Annotated in this window: 15 protein-coding genes, 3 tRNA genes and 1 riboswitch; of the genes, 13 read left to right on the forward strand and 5 right to left on the reverse strand. The window is 37.1% G+C overall.

Annotated elements, in window-relative coordinates:
* Positions 1 to 139 precede the first annotated feature (139 nt).
* Positions 140 to 1,849 carry a DEAD/DEAH box helicase gene (locus AC07UM_RS05775; RefSeq protein ID WP_494684805.1) on the reverse strand — a complete coding sequence of 570 codons (1,710 nt, stop codon included), beginning with the start codon at positions 1,847 to 1,849 and terminating at the stop codon, positions 140 to 142.
* Positions 1,850 to 2,076: 227 nt separating this feature from the next.
* On the opposite strand from AC07UM_RS05775, the gene AC07UM_RS05780 reads away from it, so the two are divergent.
* From AC07UM_RS05780 to AC07UM_RS05810, 7 genes are all read left to right on the forward strand, one after another.
* On the forward strand, positions 2,077 to 3,387 hold the full coding sequence (locus tag AC07UM_RS05780) for a TolC family protein (RefSeq protein WP_494684806.1): 1,311 nt from the start codon (positions 2,077 to 2,079) through the stop codon (positions 3,385 to 3,387).
* A 3-nt stretch (positions 3,388 to 3,390) separates the two neighbouring features.
* Positions 3,391 to 4,656: an efflux RND transporter periplasmic adaptor subunit gene (locus AC07UM_RS05785; protein WP_494684807.1), complete on the forward strand. Its 1,266-nt coding sequence runs from the start codon at positions 3,391 to 3,393 to the stop codon at positions 4,654 to 4,656.
* 71 nt (positions 4,657 to 4,727) lie between these two features.
* The gene (locus tag AC07UM_RS05790; RefSeq protein WP_494684808.1) at positions 4,728 to 5,474 is read left to right on the forward strand and encodes an ABC transporter ATP-binding protein; all 747 of its coding nucleotides are present in this window, start codon (positions 4,728 to 4,730) and stop codon (positions 5,472 to 5,474) included.
* 26 nt (positions 5,475 to 5,500) lie between these two features.
* Positions 5,501 to 6,730, forward strand: a complete 1,230-nt coding sequence (locus AC07UM_RS05795; RefSeq protein WP_494684809.1) for an ABC transporter permease — start codon at positions 5,501 to 5,503, stop codon at positions 6,728 to 6,730.
* Between the two features lie 116 nt (positions 6,731 to 6,846).
* On the forward strand, positions 6,847 to 7,512 hold the full coding sequence (locus AC07UM_RS05800; protein ID WP_494684810.1) for a DUF2461 domain-containing protein: 666 nt from the start codon (positions 6,847 to 6,849) through the stop codon (positions 7,510 to 7,512).
* A 265-nt stretch (positions 7,513 to 7,777) separates the two neighbouring features.
* Entirely contained in the window at positions 7,778 to 8,572 is a 795-nt protein-coding gene (locus AC07UM_RS05805; RefSeq protein WP_494684811.1) for an FkbM family methyltransferase, read from the forward strand.
* Positions 8,573 to 8,580: 8 nt separating this feature from the next.
* The gene (locus tag AC07UM_RS05810) at positions 8,581 to 10,080 is read left to right on the forward strand and encodes a lipopolysaccharide biosynthesis protein (RefSeq protein ID WP_494684812.1); all 1,500 of its coding nucleotides are present in this window, start codon (positions 8,581 to 8,583) and stop codon (positions 10,078 to 10,080) included.
* 56 nt (positions 10,081 to 10,136) lie between these two features.
* On the opposite strand, the gene AC07UM_RS05815 is transcribed toward AC07UM_RS05810, so the two are convergent.
* The 4 genes from AC07UM_RS05815 to AC07UM_RS05830 all read right to left on the reverse strand — a co-directional run bounded on the left by AC07UM_RS05815 (position 10,137) and on the right by AC07UM_RS05830 (position 14,735).
* Entirely contained in the window at positions 10,137 to 11,177 is a 1,041-nt protein-coding gene (locus AC07UM_RS05815; protein WP_494684813.1) for a hypothetical protein, read from the reverse strand.
* Positions 11,178 to 11,296: 119 nt separating this feature from the next.
* Complete coding sequence (locus AC07UM_RS05820; protein WP_494684814.1) at positions 11,297 to 12,151, reverse strand: glycosyltransferase family 2 protein; 855 nt, start codon at positions 12,149 to 12,151, stop codon at positions 11,297 to 11,299.
* Positions 12,152 to 12,236: 85 nt separating this feature from the next.
* Complete coding sequence (gene aspA / locus AC07UM_RS05825; protein WP_103232476.1) at positions 12,237 to 13,637, reverse strand: aspartate ammonia-lyase; 1,401 nt, start codon at positions 13,635 to 13,637, stop codon at positions 12,237 to 12,239.
* Positions 13,638 to 13,709: 72 nt separating this feature from the next.
* Positions 13,710 to 14,735 carry an N-acetylmuramoyl-L-alanine amidase gene (locus AC07UM_RS05830; RefSeq protein WP_494684815.1) on the reverse strand — a complete coding sequence of 342 codons (1,026 nt, stop codon included), beginning with the start codon at positions 14,733 to 14,735 and terminating at the stop codon, positions 13,710 to 13,712.
* A gap of 135 nt (positions 14,736 to 14,870) precedes the next feature.
* Between AC07UM_RS05830 and AC07UM_RS05835 the strand changes: the two genes are divergently transcribed.
* The 6 genes from AC07UM_RS05835 (at position 14,871) to prpC (ending at position 18,649) form a co-directional block, all read left to right on the forward strand.
* Positions 14,871 to 14,955, forward strand: a tRNA-Ser gene (locus tag AC07UM_RS05835).
* A gap of 14 nt (positions 14,956 to 14,969) precedes the next feature.
* Positions 14,970 to 15,044, forward strand: a tRNA-Pro gene (locus AC07UM_RS05840).
* A gap of 32 nt (positions 15,045 to 15,076) precedes the next feature.
* A tRNA-Arg gene (locus AC07UM_RS05845) sits at positions 15,077 to 15,150 on the forward strand.
* Positions 15,151 to 15,232: 82 nt separating this feature from the next.
* Complete coding sequence (locus tag AC07UM_RS05850) at positions 15,233 to 15,502, forward strand: GIY-YIG nuclease family protein (protein ID WP_494684816.1); 270 nt, start codon at positions 15,233 to 15,235, stop codon at positions 15,500 to 15,502.
* A 458-nt stretch (positions 15,503 to 15,960) separates the two neighbouring features.
* Positions 15,961 to 16,151, forward strand: a riboswitch (cobalamin riboswitch).
* A 448-nt stretch (positions 16,152 to 16,599) separates the two neighbouring features.
* Complete coding sequence (prpB, locus tag AC07UM_RS05855; RefSeq protein ID WP_494684817.1) at positions 16,600 to 17,508, forward strand: methylisocitrate lyase; 909 nt, start codon at positions 16,600 to 16,602, stop codon at positions 17,506 to 17,508.
* Positions 17,495 to 18,649 (forward strand): bifunctional 2-methylcitrate synthase/citrate synthase, encoded by a 1,155-nt coding sequence (prpC, locus tag AC07UM_RS05860; protein ID WP_494684818.1) that lies wholly within the window; start codon positions 17,495 to 17,497, stop codon positions 18,647 to 18,649. Before prpB ends, prpC begins: the two co-directional genes overlap by 14 nt.
* Positions 18,650 to 18,677: the final 28 nt, after the last annotated feature.

Raw genomic sequence — 18,677 nt, forward strand, 5'->3', positions numbered from 1 at the left:
TATAATTCGAGTGCAAATTTCCTAAAAAAGGATCGCACGTGAAACTATATAACATTAAGTTTTGTTAACATTCGCTTACCTACTGATTATCAAATGAAAAAACCGGCATTAATGCCGGTTTTATATGGTATAAAAAAGATTAGTTTGCTACTTCAGCTCTCATATCTTTTCCTTTGAACTTCATGGATTGAATATTGCTCAAAACATTGTCTTTAAAAGACTTTTCAACTTCGAAGAAAGAGAATTTCTCTAAGATTTCGATATCACCAATTTCTGCTCTTCTTTTGCTTTTTCCATCATCAGTTGCTTTATTGATAATATCTAAAACGTCAAGCTTCTTCAAATGATCTTTCTTTCCAAGATTGAAAAAGAATCTTACCATGTTTTCATCTTTTCTTCTTGGCTTGCTGCTACGATCTCTGTCTCTTCCGCGGTCTCCTCGGTCTCTATCACGACCTCTGTCTCGGTCTCTGCTATCTCTATCGCGTCCACGTTCTCTTCTTGAGTAATCGTCGTCTCTGCTGCTCAATTTCTGCTCAGTAAGATCGTGCTTGTCTTTGTAGTATAAAGCAAGGTCTTTCAATTGGAATTGAAGCAACTTGTGCACCAATTCTTCTTTTGTAAAATTGCTCAAATCCGGGATCAAGCTATCATCAAATTCGAAAAGATCTTCGTGCTCCGTCAATAATTTTTCGAATACACCTCCTACCTGAGCTTTGATAATATCTTCACCTGTAGGAATGAATTTTTCGTGAATTTCAATTTTTGTTGCAGATTTAATCTGCTTCAATTTTCTGCTTTCTTCAGGCTTGATTAAAGACATAGAAATACCGTCTTTTCCTGCTCTACCTGTTCTACCACTTCTGTGAACAAATACTTCAGGATCATCAGGTAAAGAGAAGTGAATAACGTGAGTCAGAGAGTTTACATCCAATCCTCTTGCTGCAACGTCTGTCGCTACAAGAATATCAATGTTTTTCAATCTGAACTTCTTCATTACTGTATCTCTCTGTGCCTGAGAAAGGTCACCATGAAGAGCATCAGCGGCATAACCGTTCTGCATCAAGAAATCTGCTACCTCCTGAGTTTCCATTCTCGTTCTACAGAAGATAATAGAATACTGATTAGGATTGGCATCGATCAATCTCTTCAACGCCTCTTTTTTCTGGCGGTACCCTACTACATAGTATTCGTGAGTAATGTTCTTCTTCACTTCGTTGATAGAACCTACTGAAATACGGTGTGGTTTTGTAAGGTAATTTTTGGAAATTCTTTCCACTTCTTTATTCATCGTTGCAGAGAATAAGAAAGTTTGTTTAGTTTCCGGTGTTTCTCTTAGAATGGTTTCCAATTCGTCTTTGAATCCCATTGAAAGCATTTCATCAGCTTCGTCTAATACTAACCAATGAATCGCAGAAAAGTCTAACGCTTTTCTGTTGATAAGATCTATTACTCTACCAGGAGTTCCCACAATAATCTGTGGCTTATCCTTCAAAGATCTCATCTGATCTACAATACTACTTCCACCATAAACCGCAGTAGTTTTGATGTCTTTCATGTACTTAGAGTAATTCTTTATGTCCTTCGAAATCTGAAGACATAATTCCCGTGTCGGACAAAGCACCAATAATTGGATTTTGCGACTCGTATCGTCAATCATATCCAAAATCGGAAGCGAAAACGCTGCTGTTTTGCCTGTCCCTGTCTGCGCAAGTGCGATCAAGTCGCGAATATCTGAAAGAATAAAAGGGATAGTCTGTTTTTGGATTTCTGTTGGGCTTTCGTAGCCCAGTTCGCCAATTGCCTTAAGGATATCAGGACTTAAATTGGTTTCCGTAAATAAATTCATTAACTATTTTAAAATTTTTGCAAAGATACAATAAATATTTGACTTGTTTTTGAATAAAGTTTGAAATATGTAAACTTAAATTCAGAATCTTTTAATATATTTTTAATTTTTGGAAAATTAAATCCAAAAAAAGAAGCTTAAAGTTAAAAACTTGTTAAACATTGTTTTTTTTTATTAAATTGGATTGATTTTTTCTTTGTTATTTATGAATTTTCAAAAATAAAGCCATGAAAAGCAAATTTTTCTTTTTGATATTCTCATGTATAGTCCTTGAAATATTTGCCCAAAAACCCAATTATCCATCCTCCTGGACGCTGGAAAATTGTATTGAATATGCAAAGGAAAATAATATTCCTATCAATTCTCTAAGGCTTTCAAAAAACTCTGCCCAGCAGGATCTCCTTCAGGCAAAAGAAGCAAAATATCCCAACCTCAGCGGAACCGTTTCACAAGGATTGTTTGCCCTCAATGGAAGTGATGGTCTTCATATGACCGGGGTTCAATCTCAAAATATAGGGGCCAATTCTTCCATGACCCTTTATCATGCAAGCTACATTAAAAATAATGAGGTATCAAAAAACCTGCTGGTACAGATGGCTGATCTGTCCGTACAGGAGTCAGAGAACAACATTACCCTGAATATCACTCAGGCTTACCTAAATATTCTAATGAATCAGGAAAACATTATTTCTCTTGAAAATGTTCTGAAAACGACACAAACTCAATTAAAACAAGGAGATCAGCTCTATAAAGCCGGAAGCCTTTCAAAATTAAATTATCTTCAAATCCAGTCACAAGTTGCCCAGGATCAGTACAATCTAACGTCTGCTCAAAATAATTTAAGAACCAATACGGTCAATTTAAAACAAATCCTGCAGCTTCCCTCTAATTATGATTTCCAGATTGTAAAACCCGACAGCATCATTGTAGATGACCAGTTAAAATCATTACAAGACGTCCAAAACTTAGCACAAAACCAACGTCCCGAAGTAAAATACGGTGAACTGAATGTAGAAAATTCCAATACGAATCTGAAAATGGCTAAAGCTTCCATTCAGCCCACATTGAATCTGGTAGGAAACATCTCAACCAATTACTCTAATGGAAACGGAAATTATTTTAACCAATTGGGAAATAACTTTTATATGCCCATCGGTTTAAGCCTTGGAATCCCGATTTACAACAACAGAATCTATAAAACACAGATTGAGAAATCAAAAATTGCCATTGAACAGGCCAATCTTGATTTACAGAATACCAAAACAGTTCTCAATCAACAGATAGAACAATCTTACATCAACCTTCAGAATGCGCTGTCACAATATGATTCTGCCTCCAAACAGATGGATATCAGCAAACAAAGTTATGACATCGTCAATGCCCAAATGAAACTCGGAAGTATTGACTACGTACAGCTTCAGCAGCAGAGATTACTTTATATACAATCCATTCAGAATTATCTGCAGGCCAAATACACTGCAGTTCTCAATAAACAGATCTACGAATTTTACGCAGGTAACCCTATAAATCTAAAGTAAGCTATGAAAACAAAGAATAAAAAATGGTTGTACTGGGTTGTGGGCGGCATCATTGCAATAGGTGCAGTCTGGTTTTTCTTCATCAGAGAAAAAGAAATAAAAATCCAGCTGGAAACAGTAAAACCTGAAATGGGAGAAATCTCAAATTCCATTACCGCTACCGGAACGATACAGCCTGTAGATACGGTTGCTGTAGGTACTCAGGTATCGGGAATCATCAAAAATATTTATGTGGATTTCAATTCTACCGTGAAAAAAGGAGAATTACTGGCAACTTTAGATCCGGATCTTCTTAAATTTCAGTCAGAACAGTACCAGGCTAATTTACAGAATGCAAAGAGTAATCTTGCTTACAATGAAATCAATATCAACAGACAATCTCAGCTTTACAAAGTCGGGGCTATCAGCAAAGCAGATTTTGACAATGCTACTAATCAATACAATATTGCAAAAGCACAGGTGGGCACTGTAACGGCTCAGCTTTCTACGGCCAATAAAAACCTTTCTCTTACCTATATCTATTCTCCGATAGACGGAACCGTACTCAACAGGAATGTAAGTGAAGGCCAAACGGTTGCATCCAGCTTCAGTACGCCTACCCTGTTCAGTATTGCTAAGGATCTCACCAAGATGCGGGTACGTGCCTCAGTAGATGAAGCCGATATCGGAAACGTAAAAGTTGGTCAGAAAGCAACATTTACGGTGGATGCTTTTCCGGATGAAACATTTGACGGCCAGGTTTCTGAAGTACGTCTCCATCCTACTGTTTCCTCGAATGTGGTCAATTATACCACCATCATCAATGCTGATAATTCCAGCTTAAAGCTGAAACCGGGAATGACGGCAAATATCACAATCTACACCCAGGTTTTAGACAATGTCATGAAAATTCCTGTGGCTGCAACCAGCTTTAGACCAGACAGTCTGATCATCAAAAAATACAAAATAAATTCTCCATTTGCCGATGGTAAAAAACATGAAAAAGGACAATGGAAAAAACAAGACAAAGGTGCCGAAAAGAAAAATGAAGCGGCGGTTTGGATCATTGCAAAGGACAGCACTATTTCCCGTAAAAAAATAAAAACCGGAATGGATAATGATACCGAAATACAGGTTGTTTCGGGATTGGATAAAAATGACAATATCATTACCGGCTATAAAGTTTTGTCAAAAAAATCTTCCGGCGGACAGGCTAAAAGTCCATTCATGCCTCAAAGAAGAGGTGGCGGAAACAACAAAAACAGCGGCGGCGGTGGCGGACCGAGATAAAAAAATTATAAATTTTATATTCTTTTTATACAACCCGTCAATCAACTACTAGCAAACCTAAAACAAAAGTCATGGCAGAAAAAATTCTGGAGATCATGGATCTGAAAAGGGAATTCAGAATGGGTGAAGAAATTGTTCACGCACTGAAAGGAGTGACATTTACGGTAGAAAGAGGTGAATTCGTGACCATTATGGGAAGCAGCGGTTCCGGAAAATCTACCCTGCTCAATATTATTGGCTGTTTGGATAAACCCTCAGGGGGAGACTATATTCTGGATGGTATTAATATCAAAAATTTGGATCGTGATGAGCTGGCTGTTCTCAGAAATCAAAAAATAGGGTTTGTCTTTCAGGCTTACAATCTTCTTCCCAGAACGACTGCAAAAGAAAATGTAGAACTTCCGCTTCTCTATAACTCAAAAATATCTACAGAAGAACGCCACAGAAGAGCTATACAGGCTTTAACAGCGGTAAAACTGGAGAGCAGGATTGATCATCTTCCGAATCAGATGTCCGGAGGGCAACAGCAAAGAGTCGCTATTGCCAGAGCCTTGGTAAATGAACCTGTAATGATTCTTGCAGATGAAGCCACAGGAAATCTGGATACCAGAACCTCTTATGAAATCATGACTCTCATGCAGGATCTCCACCATCAGGGACGCACCATTGTTTTTGTAACCCATGAACCTGATATTGCTACTTTCAGCAGCAGAACAGTGACTCTGCAGGATGGAAAAGTCATTAAGGATATAAAAAATGATTATATAAAGTCTGCCAAAGAAGCCCTGGAAAACCTTCCGGTAAATGATGATTACTGATCATGTAAACTAAAAAAACTACTGCAATGAACATTTCAAACCTCTTCAGAATTGCCTGGAAAGCTCTTTTAAGAAATAAGCTTCGTGCATTTTTAACCATGCTTGGCATCATTATCGGGGTGGCTTCAGTGATTGCAATGACTGCGATTGGAGAGGGCTCAAAAAAAAGCATCAGCGATCAGCTTTCATCCATGGGATCGAATATGATTACCATCCGGCCATCCAGCAATGTAAATGTTTCCGGAGGTGCCCGAATCGGTGCTTCGGGACTACAGACCCTTAAGCCTCAGGATGCAGATGCCATTTCAAAAGGAGCGCCTGATGTTTCTTATGTATCTCCCGCCGTACAAACCAACGGGCAGTCTATCAACGGGCCCAACAACTGGCCTACTCAATTGCAGGGCGTGAATGAAGAATATTTCAGCATCAGAGACTGGAGCATTGCCGAGGGCAATCTTTTTACCAAAAAGGATGTTACTTCTTCCAACAAAGTCTGTCTCTTGGGACAAACGGTTTACAATAATTTATTTCCTAACGGAGAAGATGCCGTAGGGAGTATCATCAGGTTCAATAAAGTTCCTATGAAAATCATTGGAATTCTGGCTTCAAAGGGGTCTAATGCATTTGGGCAGGATCAGGATGATGTGATCATTGCTCCATTCAATACCGTTCAGAGAAGATTTTTAGGAATTACTTATGTTCAGACCATGTATGCAGCTTCTACGAATGAAAACACTTCACAACAGGCTACCGATCAGGTTTCGGAGATTTTAAGAAAACAACACAAACTGCCTGTTGACGGAAGCAATGACGACTTTAGTGTAAGAACTCAAGCGGAACTTATCTCTACCATGAGTTCAACCAGCCAGCTTCTGACTGTTCTTTTATCAGCTATTGCCGGAATTTCCCTGATTGTAGGAGGAATTGGAATTATGAATATCATGTATGTGTCCGTTACGGAACGAACGAAAGAAATCGGGCTGAGAATGTCTATTGGCGCAAGAGGAAAGGATATTCTGTATCAGTTTCTTATTGAAGCGGTGCTCATCAGTATCACCGGCGGAATTCTTGGGGTACTGTTAGGAATCCTGTCTTCAGAATTGGTTACTTTCTTCCTCTCCTGGCCTACTTTTATTACAGAATCTTCGATTATTATTTCATTCATTGTCTGTGCTGTTACTGGAGTATTTTTCGGATATTATCCTGCGTTGAAAGCATCAAAACTTGATCCTATCGAAGCATTGAGATATGAATAGTTTTTGTAAATTTGGATGGTGAGTGCGAGATTTGGGTTTCGTGGTTTCGGGATTAAGAAATCGTTCCAGCCCCACTTAGCAACCCATAAAACAACAATAAAAAACACCTACATCATATGTCTGCAAGCGTTTCTTCGAAAACATTTTATTTTTTAAAAAAATTAAATAAAAATAATAACCGCGAATGGTTTAATGAAAATAAAAACCTGTACACAGAGTCCCATCAAAATGTTGTTTCGTTTCTGGATGAGCTGATTAAAGAGATGTCCGGTTTTGATGAAGAACTTGCTAAGATTGACAGCAAAAAGGCCTTATTCAGAATTTACAGAGATACCCGGTTTTCAAAAGACAAATCTCCTTATAAGACTAACTTCGGGGCTTCTCTTGGAATGGGAAAAGGAAATCAGAAAGGAGGGTATTATCTCCACATGGAACCTGGAAAATCCTTTTTAGCAGGGGGAATCTATATGCCTGAATCTTCTGTTTTAAAAGAAGTACGTAAGGAAATTTCATTGTACGGTGACGATTTTCTTAAAATCCTCAACAACAAAGATTTCAAAAAACATTTTCCTGAACTAGACCAGGATGACAAGCTGAAGAAAGTTCCTCAAGGCTTTGAAAAGGAAGATCCTATGGGTGAATATCTGAAACTTAAGAATTTTATTGTAGTTTATTCTTTGAAAGACGAAGAAGTACTCGATACAAATGCTGTGAAAAACATGACAAAAATTTTCAAACTGATGAAACCTTTCAATGATTTCCTGAATACACCCTTTCTTTGATCTGTAATCTCATCAGAGAGCCACTGAAAATAGTCATGCTGAGTCTTTCAGATCAAAGGCACAAATATTTTTACGATTATTGTAAGTATTTGCTGTGTTTAAAGTACTGAGATGTCTCCGTGACAAATTTAAATACATTAGATTTTAGTTGATTACAAAAACAGACACAAAGCATAACTCCTGAAAATCAGATTATTATAATTAACATTTTTTAAGAAAAGTTTTACATTTTTCCCTATCTTTGCTGTTCGCCAAAAAGCTTACGATGTCTTTATACCAAAAACTCGCTGAAAAACTACAATACATAAGTCCGAATTTCTACAAAAAAAGATATTTTAAAAGTTTAAATAATCTTAGTAAAAATAATTTTTCGGAACGTAATGTAGAACCGGAACTGGTATGGATCAAAGAATACCTTCCTAAAAATGCTGTGATATTGGACATTGGTGCGAATGTAGGAACTTTCCTATACCAGCTGGAAAACACGCTGGATCATGAGCATATTTATGGTTTTGAACCCAATAAAAAGCTTTACCGACGATTGAAAAGGCTTTTCCCGGCAATGCGTATCTTTCCTCTGGCTCTTTCTGACGAAAACAGAATTGCAGAATTCAAAGTACCCATTATTAACGGAAAAACGATTGCTTCCCGCGGAACTTTAAACACTTCTTACAAGGAAAAAGGAGAAGAAAAAAGTTATACAGAAAAAGTGAAAGTGATCAAACTGGATGAATGGGCTGCACTGGAACATTTCAACAGGCTTGATTTCATTAAAATAGACGTTGAAGGCAACGAAATAAAAACACTTCTTGGAGCAAAAGAAACCATCAGACAGTTCAAGCCTACTTTAATGGTCGAGATGGAACAAAGACACCACCAAACACCTATATGGAACGAAATATCTGAAGTGATGAACTGGGGATATGAAGCCAGATATCTGAACAGAAACAGTTTTACGCTGGAGAATCTTACCGAAGATATTATAACACAAAATACAAACGACGAAAAAAATAAAACTCAGTACATCAACAATATTATTTTTATACCTAAAAACATTTAAAACGACTTATGAGTATAGTAGCGAGACAAGGCTTCAAATATTCCATTATCGGTTATATTGGTTTTTTGCTGGGCACCGTTTCCGCAATATTCATATTTCCGAATGATTTTGAATTTTATGGAAAGCTGCGCTACATTCTTCCGACTGCTGAGATGCTGGTTCCTTTTGTAGTACTGGGAATTTCCTATTCCAATGTGAAATTTTTTCACACGGTGGAAAAAGACGGTAAAAAACAAAATATGCTGTCATTATCGCTGCTAACTGTTTTTATTAACTTTCTTATTTTCACGGTTGTATTTTTTATACTCCCCTATTTTTATCCGAAATTCAGGCATTCGGAAGCATGGAAAATCAAGGAAATGATTCTTCCGTTGATTTTAATTCTTTCATTTTGTACCATTTTCAATAAATACACCTCCAATTATAAAAGAATTGTAGTTTCCAATATTTTCGACAATCTATTTCCGAAAATAGCTAATCTGGGAGCTTTCTGTCTCTTTTTCTTTGCTTTATCACAGAAGATGACTGCTGTGACATCACAGAACATTGCATTTGCTTTCTTCTTTGGAATATTCTTGTTGATGCTTTTGGGCTATATTTATTACACGAACAAACTTGAAAAGATTCAGCTGGATTTCAGTACGGATTATTTTAAGAAAAATAATTTCTGGAAAGAGTTTTTCAATTACAGTTTCTTCGGATTTCTGGGAACTTTTGGAAATTATCTGGCGATCAACAGTTTTATGATCGGAGAATTTATGGGTATGGAAGAAGTAGGAATCTACTCAGTTTTATACGCCCTGATTTCATTGATCTCTATTCCACAGCTTGGATTGTTTAATATTTCTGCACCCATCATCAACAAAACTCTTGCAGATGGGGATATGATAGAATTGGACAGATTTCATAAAAAAACATCTTTAACACTGTATTTTCTTGGAGCCGTTTTATTCTCCTGCATCATGGTCGGATTCCCTTACCTGACGCAATTTATGCCAAAGAACGGAACCATGCTCAGAGAATATGAACCCGTAGTCTGGATTTGGGGTTCTGCCGTATTAATAGACCTGGCAACCGGATTTAACGGAAATATTATCTCTCTTTCAAAATATTACAGATTCAATATCCTGGTCATGCTTTTACTGGCCGGACTGACTATTGGACTGAATTATTATTTCATTAAAAATACAGATTTGAAACTGATTGGGATTGCTTTATCTACAGCTATTTCTCTTACCATTTACAATGTAGTGAAAATTGTTTTCAATTATATTGTATTTAAGGTTTCGCCTTTGAGTATTGAAATGATTTTTGTTTCCATCATCTGTACTTTAGCGATTACAGTGGCTATTGTGCTTCCCAACTTCAACAGTAATCTGCTTAATCTTATCTACAAACCAGCCGTTGTTTTGATACTGATCTACATCGGAAATTACTTCACCAAGATTTTCCCGGTTGAAGACTATCTGAATTTGAGATTTATCAAAAGTGTCTTTAAGATTAAATAGATTGAAGTAAAAAAGCAGAGAATGCTACTCCTCCATAGAAATCAGGACTTCAATAGTTATATTAAGCCATTTAAAAACTGTTCCAGTTTTTTCTGAACTTCTTTCTTGTTATACGTTTTATAAAAGTCAAATGGAGCCTCTGAAAGTGTCTCTAATTGATCAAGAATATTTCCTTTTTCAGGAATAATAAAATCAAGCTTTGACGGGTAATTCTTAGGAAAAACAGCCAATTTCCCGTATGCTATGGCATCACCAAGGTTCCCTGTCATTTTAGTGAGTCCATACGTTTCTTTCATGCTGAAAAATTCTGTTTCCTGCTGAATAGGACACCATAGAATATCCGCTTTCTTCATCCATTGTTCAAAGTCTTCAGAAGAAACTCTTTCGGAAAAATATGCAATCTCAATATTTTCAGACAGCTTTTCAGATAACTGTTCAAGTCGTTTTAGCTCATGTCCGTTAGCTTTTCCCAGGAACACAAACTGACAACGTTTATCTGTATTCAGATTCTGAATGGTTTCAAAAATATAAGTATAATCTCTTCTATTCTGAGAAACACCTCCGGGAATGACAATCACCAGATCCTCGTTTTTAGTTTTATCAAAATCTCTTGTATAAAACAGAGGTAAAAACCGATGTCTCTCCGAGACCAGTGCCTCATCCAGCACGAAAAGAGATCTGGAGGTCTGATACACTTTTGTTTTGTAGAATAATCCTTCTTTCAGCCACAATTTTAACCTGAAAATAACATCTCCTTTGAAGATACTTTTCATCAGATCCAGCTTTGAAGCTTTTGTAAAATTGAGATTATGCGTAATAATTGCTGTATTGTACTTTTTTGTTACCGCTAAAAAGGTATTAAAATAACGATGTACAGTACCTATTACCACCAAATCATACCCTTTCCCCTTTAACTGATCCAAAATCATAGAGCTGTCTGATAAGAATGTAGCTTTATTGCTATGACTGATCTGGTCTTTGATTTTTTTTGAAAAATAATAGTCTACCTCAAAATCCTGAGATCCCTTCATAACATCCATGAAAGCCTGAGCAATTTCTGCATGGGTATCTATTTCTATGTATGCTATTTTTTTCACGGGTTTGCGGGAATTATATCTTAAGTTTTGGCTAAAGCCAGTGGAATCTTTATTTTTTATTAAACGGGTTAAAACCCGTTTCTATTAATTAACATTTACAACGTATAAAAAATCACCTTCTACATCTTCAGCCATTTCTTCTTCAACATTCTCCAACGTTGATCGTTAACAGCTTTTTGTTCTTCTTTCGTAATTTTCAGTTCTAATTTCTTTGATCTGCAGCTTTCATAAGATCTAATGATATCGAAGAAAAATGAAGCAGATTTACTTTTCATCGCTTCTTTTGAAGAGGCAATATAAGCCAGAAATCTGTTCAGTCCTAAGAAATAAAAATACCTTCCGTAATAATCAGCGGGGCGAATGGTGTAATCAGTTCCTTTTACTTTAATCAGTTTCACCTGAAGCTCCGAAAGAACAACTTCTTTCCAGCCTAAGTTTTCCAATAGTATAGAATCTATATTATCCCAACCCAGTGTCTCTCTTAAGCCTCCAATCTGAATGAAACATTTTTTCCGATAAGCTTTCATAGGACCTCTTACATGATGCTTGTTGGAATTCCCTTCATAGACCCAGTTTCCGTCTTTTTCTATATACAAAAGCCCTCCTACCAATCCGTATCTGGGATTATCTGCAAAGGCATTTTCTATTGCTGTCAGATAGTTTTCCGGAAGAATGATATCGGCATCAAATTTACAGATGATATCAAATTCATCCATAGATTGAGTCTTTAGTCCACTTTTAAAAGCGTGAATGACTTTAGATCCTGGCTGATGTTCAGATTTTTGAAGGGTAACGGTTTCAAAACGGGAATCAGCTTCTGTATATTTCCTGATAACTTCAGACGTTTTGTCTGTAGAGCCGTCATTCACTACCACTACTCTAAAATCTTTGCTGCTTTGCTGTTGTAAAGAATCGAGAGTAAAGGGAAGGTTGTCTTCTTCGTTATGGGCAGGAATTATGATTAAAAACCTCACGAATGATCAATGATTAATGATCAATGATCAATGATAAGAAGATTTTAGGAATCAATTATCATTGATCATTCATCGTTTATAAAATTTATTTATTATGCGGTTTCAGCATATTTTTCGGATCAAGGATTTCGTCCAGTTTTTCCTGGGAAAGAATTCCTTTTTCAAGAACAAGGTTGTATACACTTTTTCCTGTTTCCAATGCTTCTTTAGCAATTTGTGTAGACTGTTTGTATCCGATATAAGGATTCAATGCGGTCACAATACCAATGCTGTGTTTTACCATATTAAGGCAAATTTCTTTATTGGCTGTAATACCTACCACACATTTCTCACGAAGAGTATCCAAAGCATTGCAAAGGAAATTGATATTTTCCATGATTGCATGAGAAAGTACCGGCTCCATTACGTTAAGCTGTAATTGTCCTGCTTCTGCTGCAAAAGTCACCGTAAGATCATTCCCGAATACTTTGAAACAAACCTGGTTTACCACTTCAGGAATCACCGGATTTACTTTACCCGGCATAATAGAAGATCCCGGCTGCATTGGCGGAAGGTTGATTTCAAAAAGACCCGCTCTTGGACCTGATGAAAGCAATCTTAAATCATTACAGATTTTTGATAATTTCACGGCAAGACGTTTCGTTGCTGAAGAATAAATTACATAAGACCCCGTATCTGGCGTAGCTTCCACTAAGTTCGGAGCTGAAACAATCGGGAATCCTGTAATCTGAGCTAAATTTTTAGCACAAAGAACAGCATATCCTACCGGAGCATTTAATCCTGTTCCGATCGCTGTTGCTCCCATATTGACTTCTACGAAAAGGTCTGCATTGTTATTCAGCTTAGAAATATCTTCTTCTAAAGTAGCTGCATAGGCTTCAAATTCCTGTCCCAATGTCATGGGTACCGCATCCTGAAGCTGTGTACGTCCCATTTTGATAACATCATGAAACTCCTCTCCTTTTGCACGGAAAGCAGCGATAATCTTCTCAAGCTTTTCTACCAAACCGATGTTCATCTGCAGCAATCCCATTTTGATAGCCGTAGGATAAGCATCGTTGGTTGATTGGGAAAGGTTGATATGGTCATTCGGTGAACAGAATTCGTATTCTCCTTTATTTTTACCTAATTTTTCCAACACGATGTTTGCAATCACTTCATTCGCATTCATGTTGATGGAAGTTCCTGCCCCACCTTGGATCATATCTACCGGAAACTGGTCATGATATTTCCCTTCTACAATTTCATCACACGCTTCTGCTATTTTGAAATAAAGGTTTTCGTCTAAAAGCCCTAGTTCATAATTGGTTTTTGCTGCTGCTTTCTTTACAAAAGCCAACCCTTTTATGAAGTCCGGATATGAAGACAAAAGTTGTCCTGAAATTTTAAAATTGTCGATAGCTCTTTGTGTCTGAACCCCATAATAAGCATCTAAAGGCACATTCAGTTCGCCTAATAGATCACTTTCTTTTCTGAAATTTTCCATTACAGATATTTTACTGTTTTTGATCGTTTAAAGATAGCAAAAACGCATCTAACCGATGCGCTTTAATTTGAATTATTTTACTGGATATTTTTGATTCAAAGCTTGCAATATTGCCCATGTTTCGGCATCCATGATTCCGTCATAATTCTGTGGACGGAAATGGTACTGAAATGCTTCAATGGTTTTCTTAGTAGCATCATCCCATTTTCCGCTAAGATCCAACCCATATCCGAATTTCTGCAATCCAGTCTGGATAAGAAAGATAAAGCTGGAATCATTATATCTGGCAGTAATATCAGCTTGTGCCGGCTCAAGATAAGTCTGCTTGGCTGCCTCATCATACCACATTCCGACCTGATACTCGTCATACAGCTTTTTCCATGGGAACATAGGTCCCGGATCCTGTTTTCTTGTAGGAGCAATATCTGAATGAGCCAGTACATTGGTTGCCTGAATCTGATATCTTGTCACAATATCTTTAACCAATGCTGCTACTTTTTTCACCTGCTCATCACTGAAAGGAGCAAAGGTTCTTTTACCAGTAGCATCTGTGGTGTAGCCCATATTTACAATTTCAATCCCGATAGAGGTATCATTAAGATTTTTGTCATTTCTCCAAGCGCTTACTCCCGCATGGTATGCGCGTTTGTTTTCGTCTACCAGTTGATAAATCTCGTTATCACCGGTATTATTTACCAGATAATGGGCACTCACCGGCTGCTGGGTAAGAACAGTAATCGACTTATCATCCAGAAGTGCTGTATAATGTAATATTAAATAACGCTGTCTGAAGTTCTGGGCAACTGCAGGAAAATAAGTCTTCACAACTTTATATCCGGCTGGTTTTGCAGATACAATAGAACCATAACTTGCCGTATTATCATTTTTTGTTGGGTCTGCTATATTAGTAGTAAAAAAATCTACTCCATGATCAGAGACAACTTTTGGTTTGGGAGCCACCGGAGCTGTTGTCTGAACAGTCGGTTTCGCCTGTGTTATCGGGGTTTTCGGTTTGTAAGTATTTTTTTTTACATTTTGTTGAGAAGTACATGAAAAAACAAAAGTGCTTAATCCGATGATATATAATGTTTTACGCATCAGTTTGGTTTTTGGATGATTTATTACTTCAAAAATACACAAATTTTTCTTGAATTTTATTTGGTAAATAAAGAAATCTGTTCTATATTTGCACTCGCAATAACGGAACAACGATCATTAAAAAATAAACAAAAAGGAGGGTTGCCAGAGTGGTTAATGGAGCAGTTTGCTAAACTGTCGACGCGAAAGTGTCGCAAGGGTTCGAATCCCTTACCCTCCGCTCACTTATATATTCGGGGCGTAGCGTAGTCCGGTCATCGCGCCTGGTTTGGGACCAGGAGGTCGCAGGTTCGAATCCTGCCGCCCCGACTGTTTTAGTAGTTTTCTCAAAACTACTCAATGGGTGCGTAGCTCAGCTGGATAGAGCATCTGCCTTCTAAGCAGACGGTCAAAGGTTCGAATCCTTTCGCGCTCACTTAAAGACTTACTATTTTTAGTGAGTCTTTTTTGTTTGTATTATATCTGAATTTTACACTTTAAAAGTGTATTTTAGTTCTATGCACTTTTGTTATATCCTCCATTCCAGAATCTTAGATAAGTTCTATATCGGACATTCTTCAGAATCTTTACAAGAAAGATTAAGAAAACACCTATCAGATCATAAGGGCTTTACTTCAAAAGCTAAAGATTGGACTATTGTATATTTTGAAACTTTCGAATCCAAATCAATCGCATATAAAAGAGAAAGACAAATCAAAGCATGGAAAAGTAAATCTAAAATTCAAAAACTTATAAATATAGCAGAGATAGAGCATCCCGATTTGTAATCGGGACGGTCAAAGGTTCGAATCCTTTCGCGCTCACTTAAAGACTTACTATTTTTAGTGAGTCTTTTTTTTTTTCATACAATACCAGAAAGCTTTTACAGCAAAAAAAATACAGCATCCCGATTTGTAATCGGGACAGTCAAGAGTTCGAATCCTTCAAAAAAATCAACAATTCCTGTAAGTTTTTTTGTTTTTATATATGTCCTGAATATTTCTATTCCTTATATTTTTTCTAATTTATAAATTGGAAAAAAAACAACAATTCTATTAACTATCTCTGGTTTTCTGGTCACTTATTCTATCAATTTAACAAAGCAATTAATCCATTTATCTTATAAATAAATTTTATAATCATAACGTTTTCAATACATTAAATCAAAACAATTATTGATTACATAAAATATCTTTTTCGTTATTATAAAATACCTATATTTACCACCAAGGAGTTCTTAAAACCTTCTTTATCAACCGAAATTGGTTACACTTAGGTGTGCATTAAAAGGGAATCGTGTGCAAATCACGAACTGTCGCGCAACTGTAAGTAACACATAAAGTTTTTATTAATTGATATCCACTGTATATTTTTTATATGGGAAGGATGATAAAAACCGTTACAAGTCAGGAGACCTGCCTATTTCGCATTGACGATGCTTTCGCGATTTGAAGTTTACAGTCAGGTATGATACGTTATGGATATAGTGTGATAAAACTGTTTTGTCAATCTGTATTACTTTTTGAGATGGATTACGAGTGAGCATTAGGTTGTTCTCATTATTCCATGGCTCAAATTCGTATCCCCCTTTCCGTAATTTTTCTTTTCTAATAAAGCACCGCGAAGTTTACTGAGAACTTTTTATAAGGTTTAATCAATGTAAAAAGTTATAAGGTGTACCGAAACAATCTTCATTATTCATGCAGTAACAACAGCTCTATTGTACAGACCTGTACGGCAAGAACTTTGCAAAATCATCAATATCAATATGATTTTAAGATTACTAAAATCCTTTTCTACCCTTTCTTTTTTACTAAAAAGATAAGCATTTACAGCTCTTCTGCTCATTCGAAAACAAATTTCAACTCAACAATAAAATATTATAATGATCAAAAATGAAAATTGGAAATCTCCCGGCATGAAATTCCGGGAGGCAATGGAAAAAGAAAATCCCCTTCAGATTGTTGGAGCCATTAACGCAAACCATGCATTATTGGCACAGCAGGCTGGTTTTAATGCCATTTATCTTTCAGGAGGAGGTGTTGCAGCAGGGTCTTTAGGAATTCCTGATTTAGGTATTACCACTCTGGATGATGTGCTCATAGATGTTCAGCGTATTACCAATATTTGTGATTTACCGCTTATGGTGGATATCGACACTGGTTTTGGGCCTTCCGCATTTAATGTCGCCAGAACTATTAAATCATTGATCAAAGCCGGAGCGGCGGCGGTACACATCGAAGATCAGGTGGGTGCAAAACGTTGTGGACATAGGCCTGGAAAAGAAATCGTAAGCAAAGAAGAAATGGCAGACCGCCTTAAGGCTGCTGCAGATGCCCGTACCGATGAAAGCTTTGTTATCGGAGCAAGAACAGATGCTTTTGCCAATGAAGGGCTGGAAAAAACTTTAGAAAGAGCCGTGGCTTATAAGGAAGCAGGTGCAGATTTCATTTTTGCTGAAGCAGTACCCGACTTAAGTTTTTATCAAAAATTTGTTGATGCTACCGGAATTCCTGTGCTTGCGAATATTACGGAGTTTGGGATGATTAAAATGTACACGGCAGAAGAACTAAAAAACGCAGGAGTCGGGCTCATCCTCTACCCTCTTTCCGCCTTCCGGGCTGCTAATAAAGCGGCACAAAATGTATACAATCATATCCGCAAAGACGGAACACAAGCCAATGTATTGGATACCATGCAAACAAGAGAAGAACTTTATCAAAGTATCGGCTACCACGATTATGAACAAAAATTAGATAATCTTTTTAAACAAAATACTCATGTCAACGAATAGCGAACCAACATTTAAACCTAAAAAAAGTGTAGCACTTTCCGGGGTTACAGCAGGCAATACCGCTCTTTGCAGTGTCGGGAAAAGCGGAAATGACCTCCATTACAGAGGTTACGATATTTTGGATCTTGCAGAAAAAACACAATTTGAAGAGGTGGCTTACCTTCTTATTTATGGTCAATTACCTACAGAAGCACAGTTGAAAAACTATAAAGCTAAATTAAAATCTTTGAGAGGTCTTCCTCATTCTGTAAGAAATATCTTAAAAAGTATTCCGGCAGCGGCACACCCAATGGATGTTATGCGCTCAATGGTTTCGGCAGTTGGGAGTATTCAGCCTGAAAAAGATGACCATAATGTCGCGGGAGCAAGAGATATTGCAGATAAATTATTAGCATCATTCAGTTCAGGACTTTTATATTGGTATCACTATACCCACAATGGTAAAGAGATTGATGTTGAGACCGATGACGATACTATCGGTGGACATTTCCTTCATTTGTTGCATGGTAAAAAAGCTCCCGATTCATGGATAAAAGCAATGGAAATATCCCTTAACCTGTATGCGGAACATGAATTTAATGCTTCTACTTTCACGGCCCGTGTTATTGCCGGTACATCTTCAGATTTCTATTCCTGTATCACTGGTGCTATCGGTGCCTTAAGAGGTCCAAAACATGGAGGAGCCAATGAAGTAGCTTTTGAAATACAGAGCCGTTATCATTCTCCTGATGAAGCTGAAGAAGATATTAGAAAACGTATTGCCAGCAAAGAAGTCATTATTGGATTTGGACATCCTGTTTACACGATATCAGATCCAAGAAATGTAGTCATAAAAAAAGTAGCCCAAGAACTTTCTGAAGAAGCCGGAGATATGCTGTTGTATAACATCGCTGAAAGACTGGAAAGTGTCATGTGGGAAGAAAAGAAAATGTTCCCTAATCTGGATTGGTTCTCCGCAGTATCTTATCATCTGATGGGAGTTCCTACCCTGATGTTCACTCCGTTATTCGTTATTTCAAGAGTTACAGGATGGAGCGCCCACATTATTGAACAGAGACAGGATGGAAAAATTATCCGTCCAAGCGCCAATTATACAGGTCCTGAAAATAAAGACTTTGTCTCCATTGAAAACAGAAAATAAAAAATCCAATTAATCATTAAAATTAAAA

This window comes from Chryseobacterium sp. GW821-FHT04C04 (assembly GCF_059420365.1).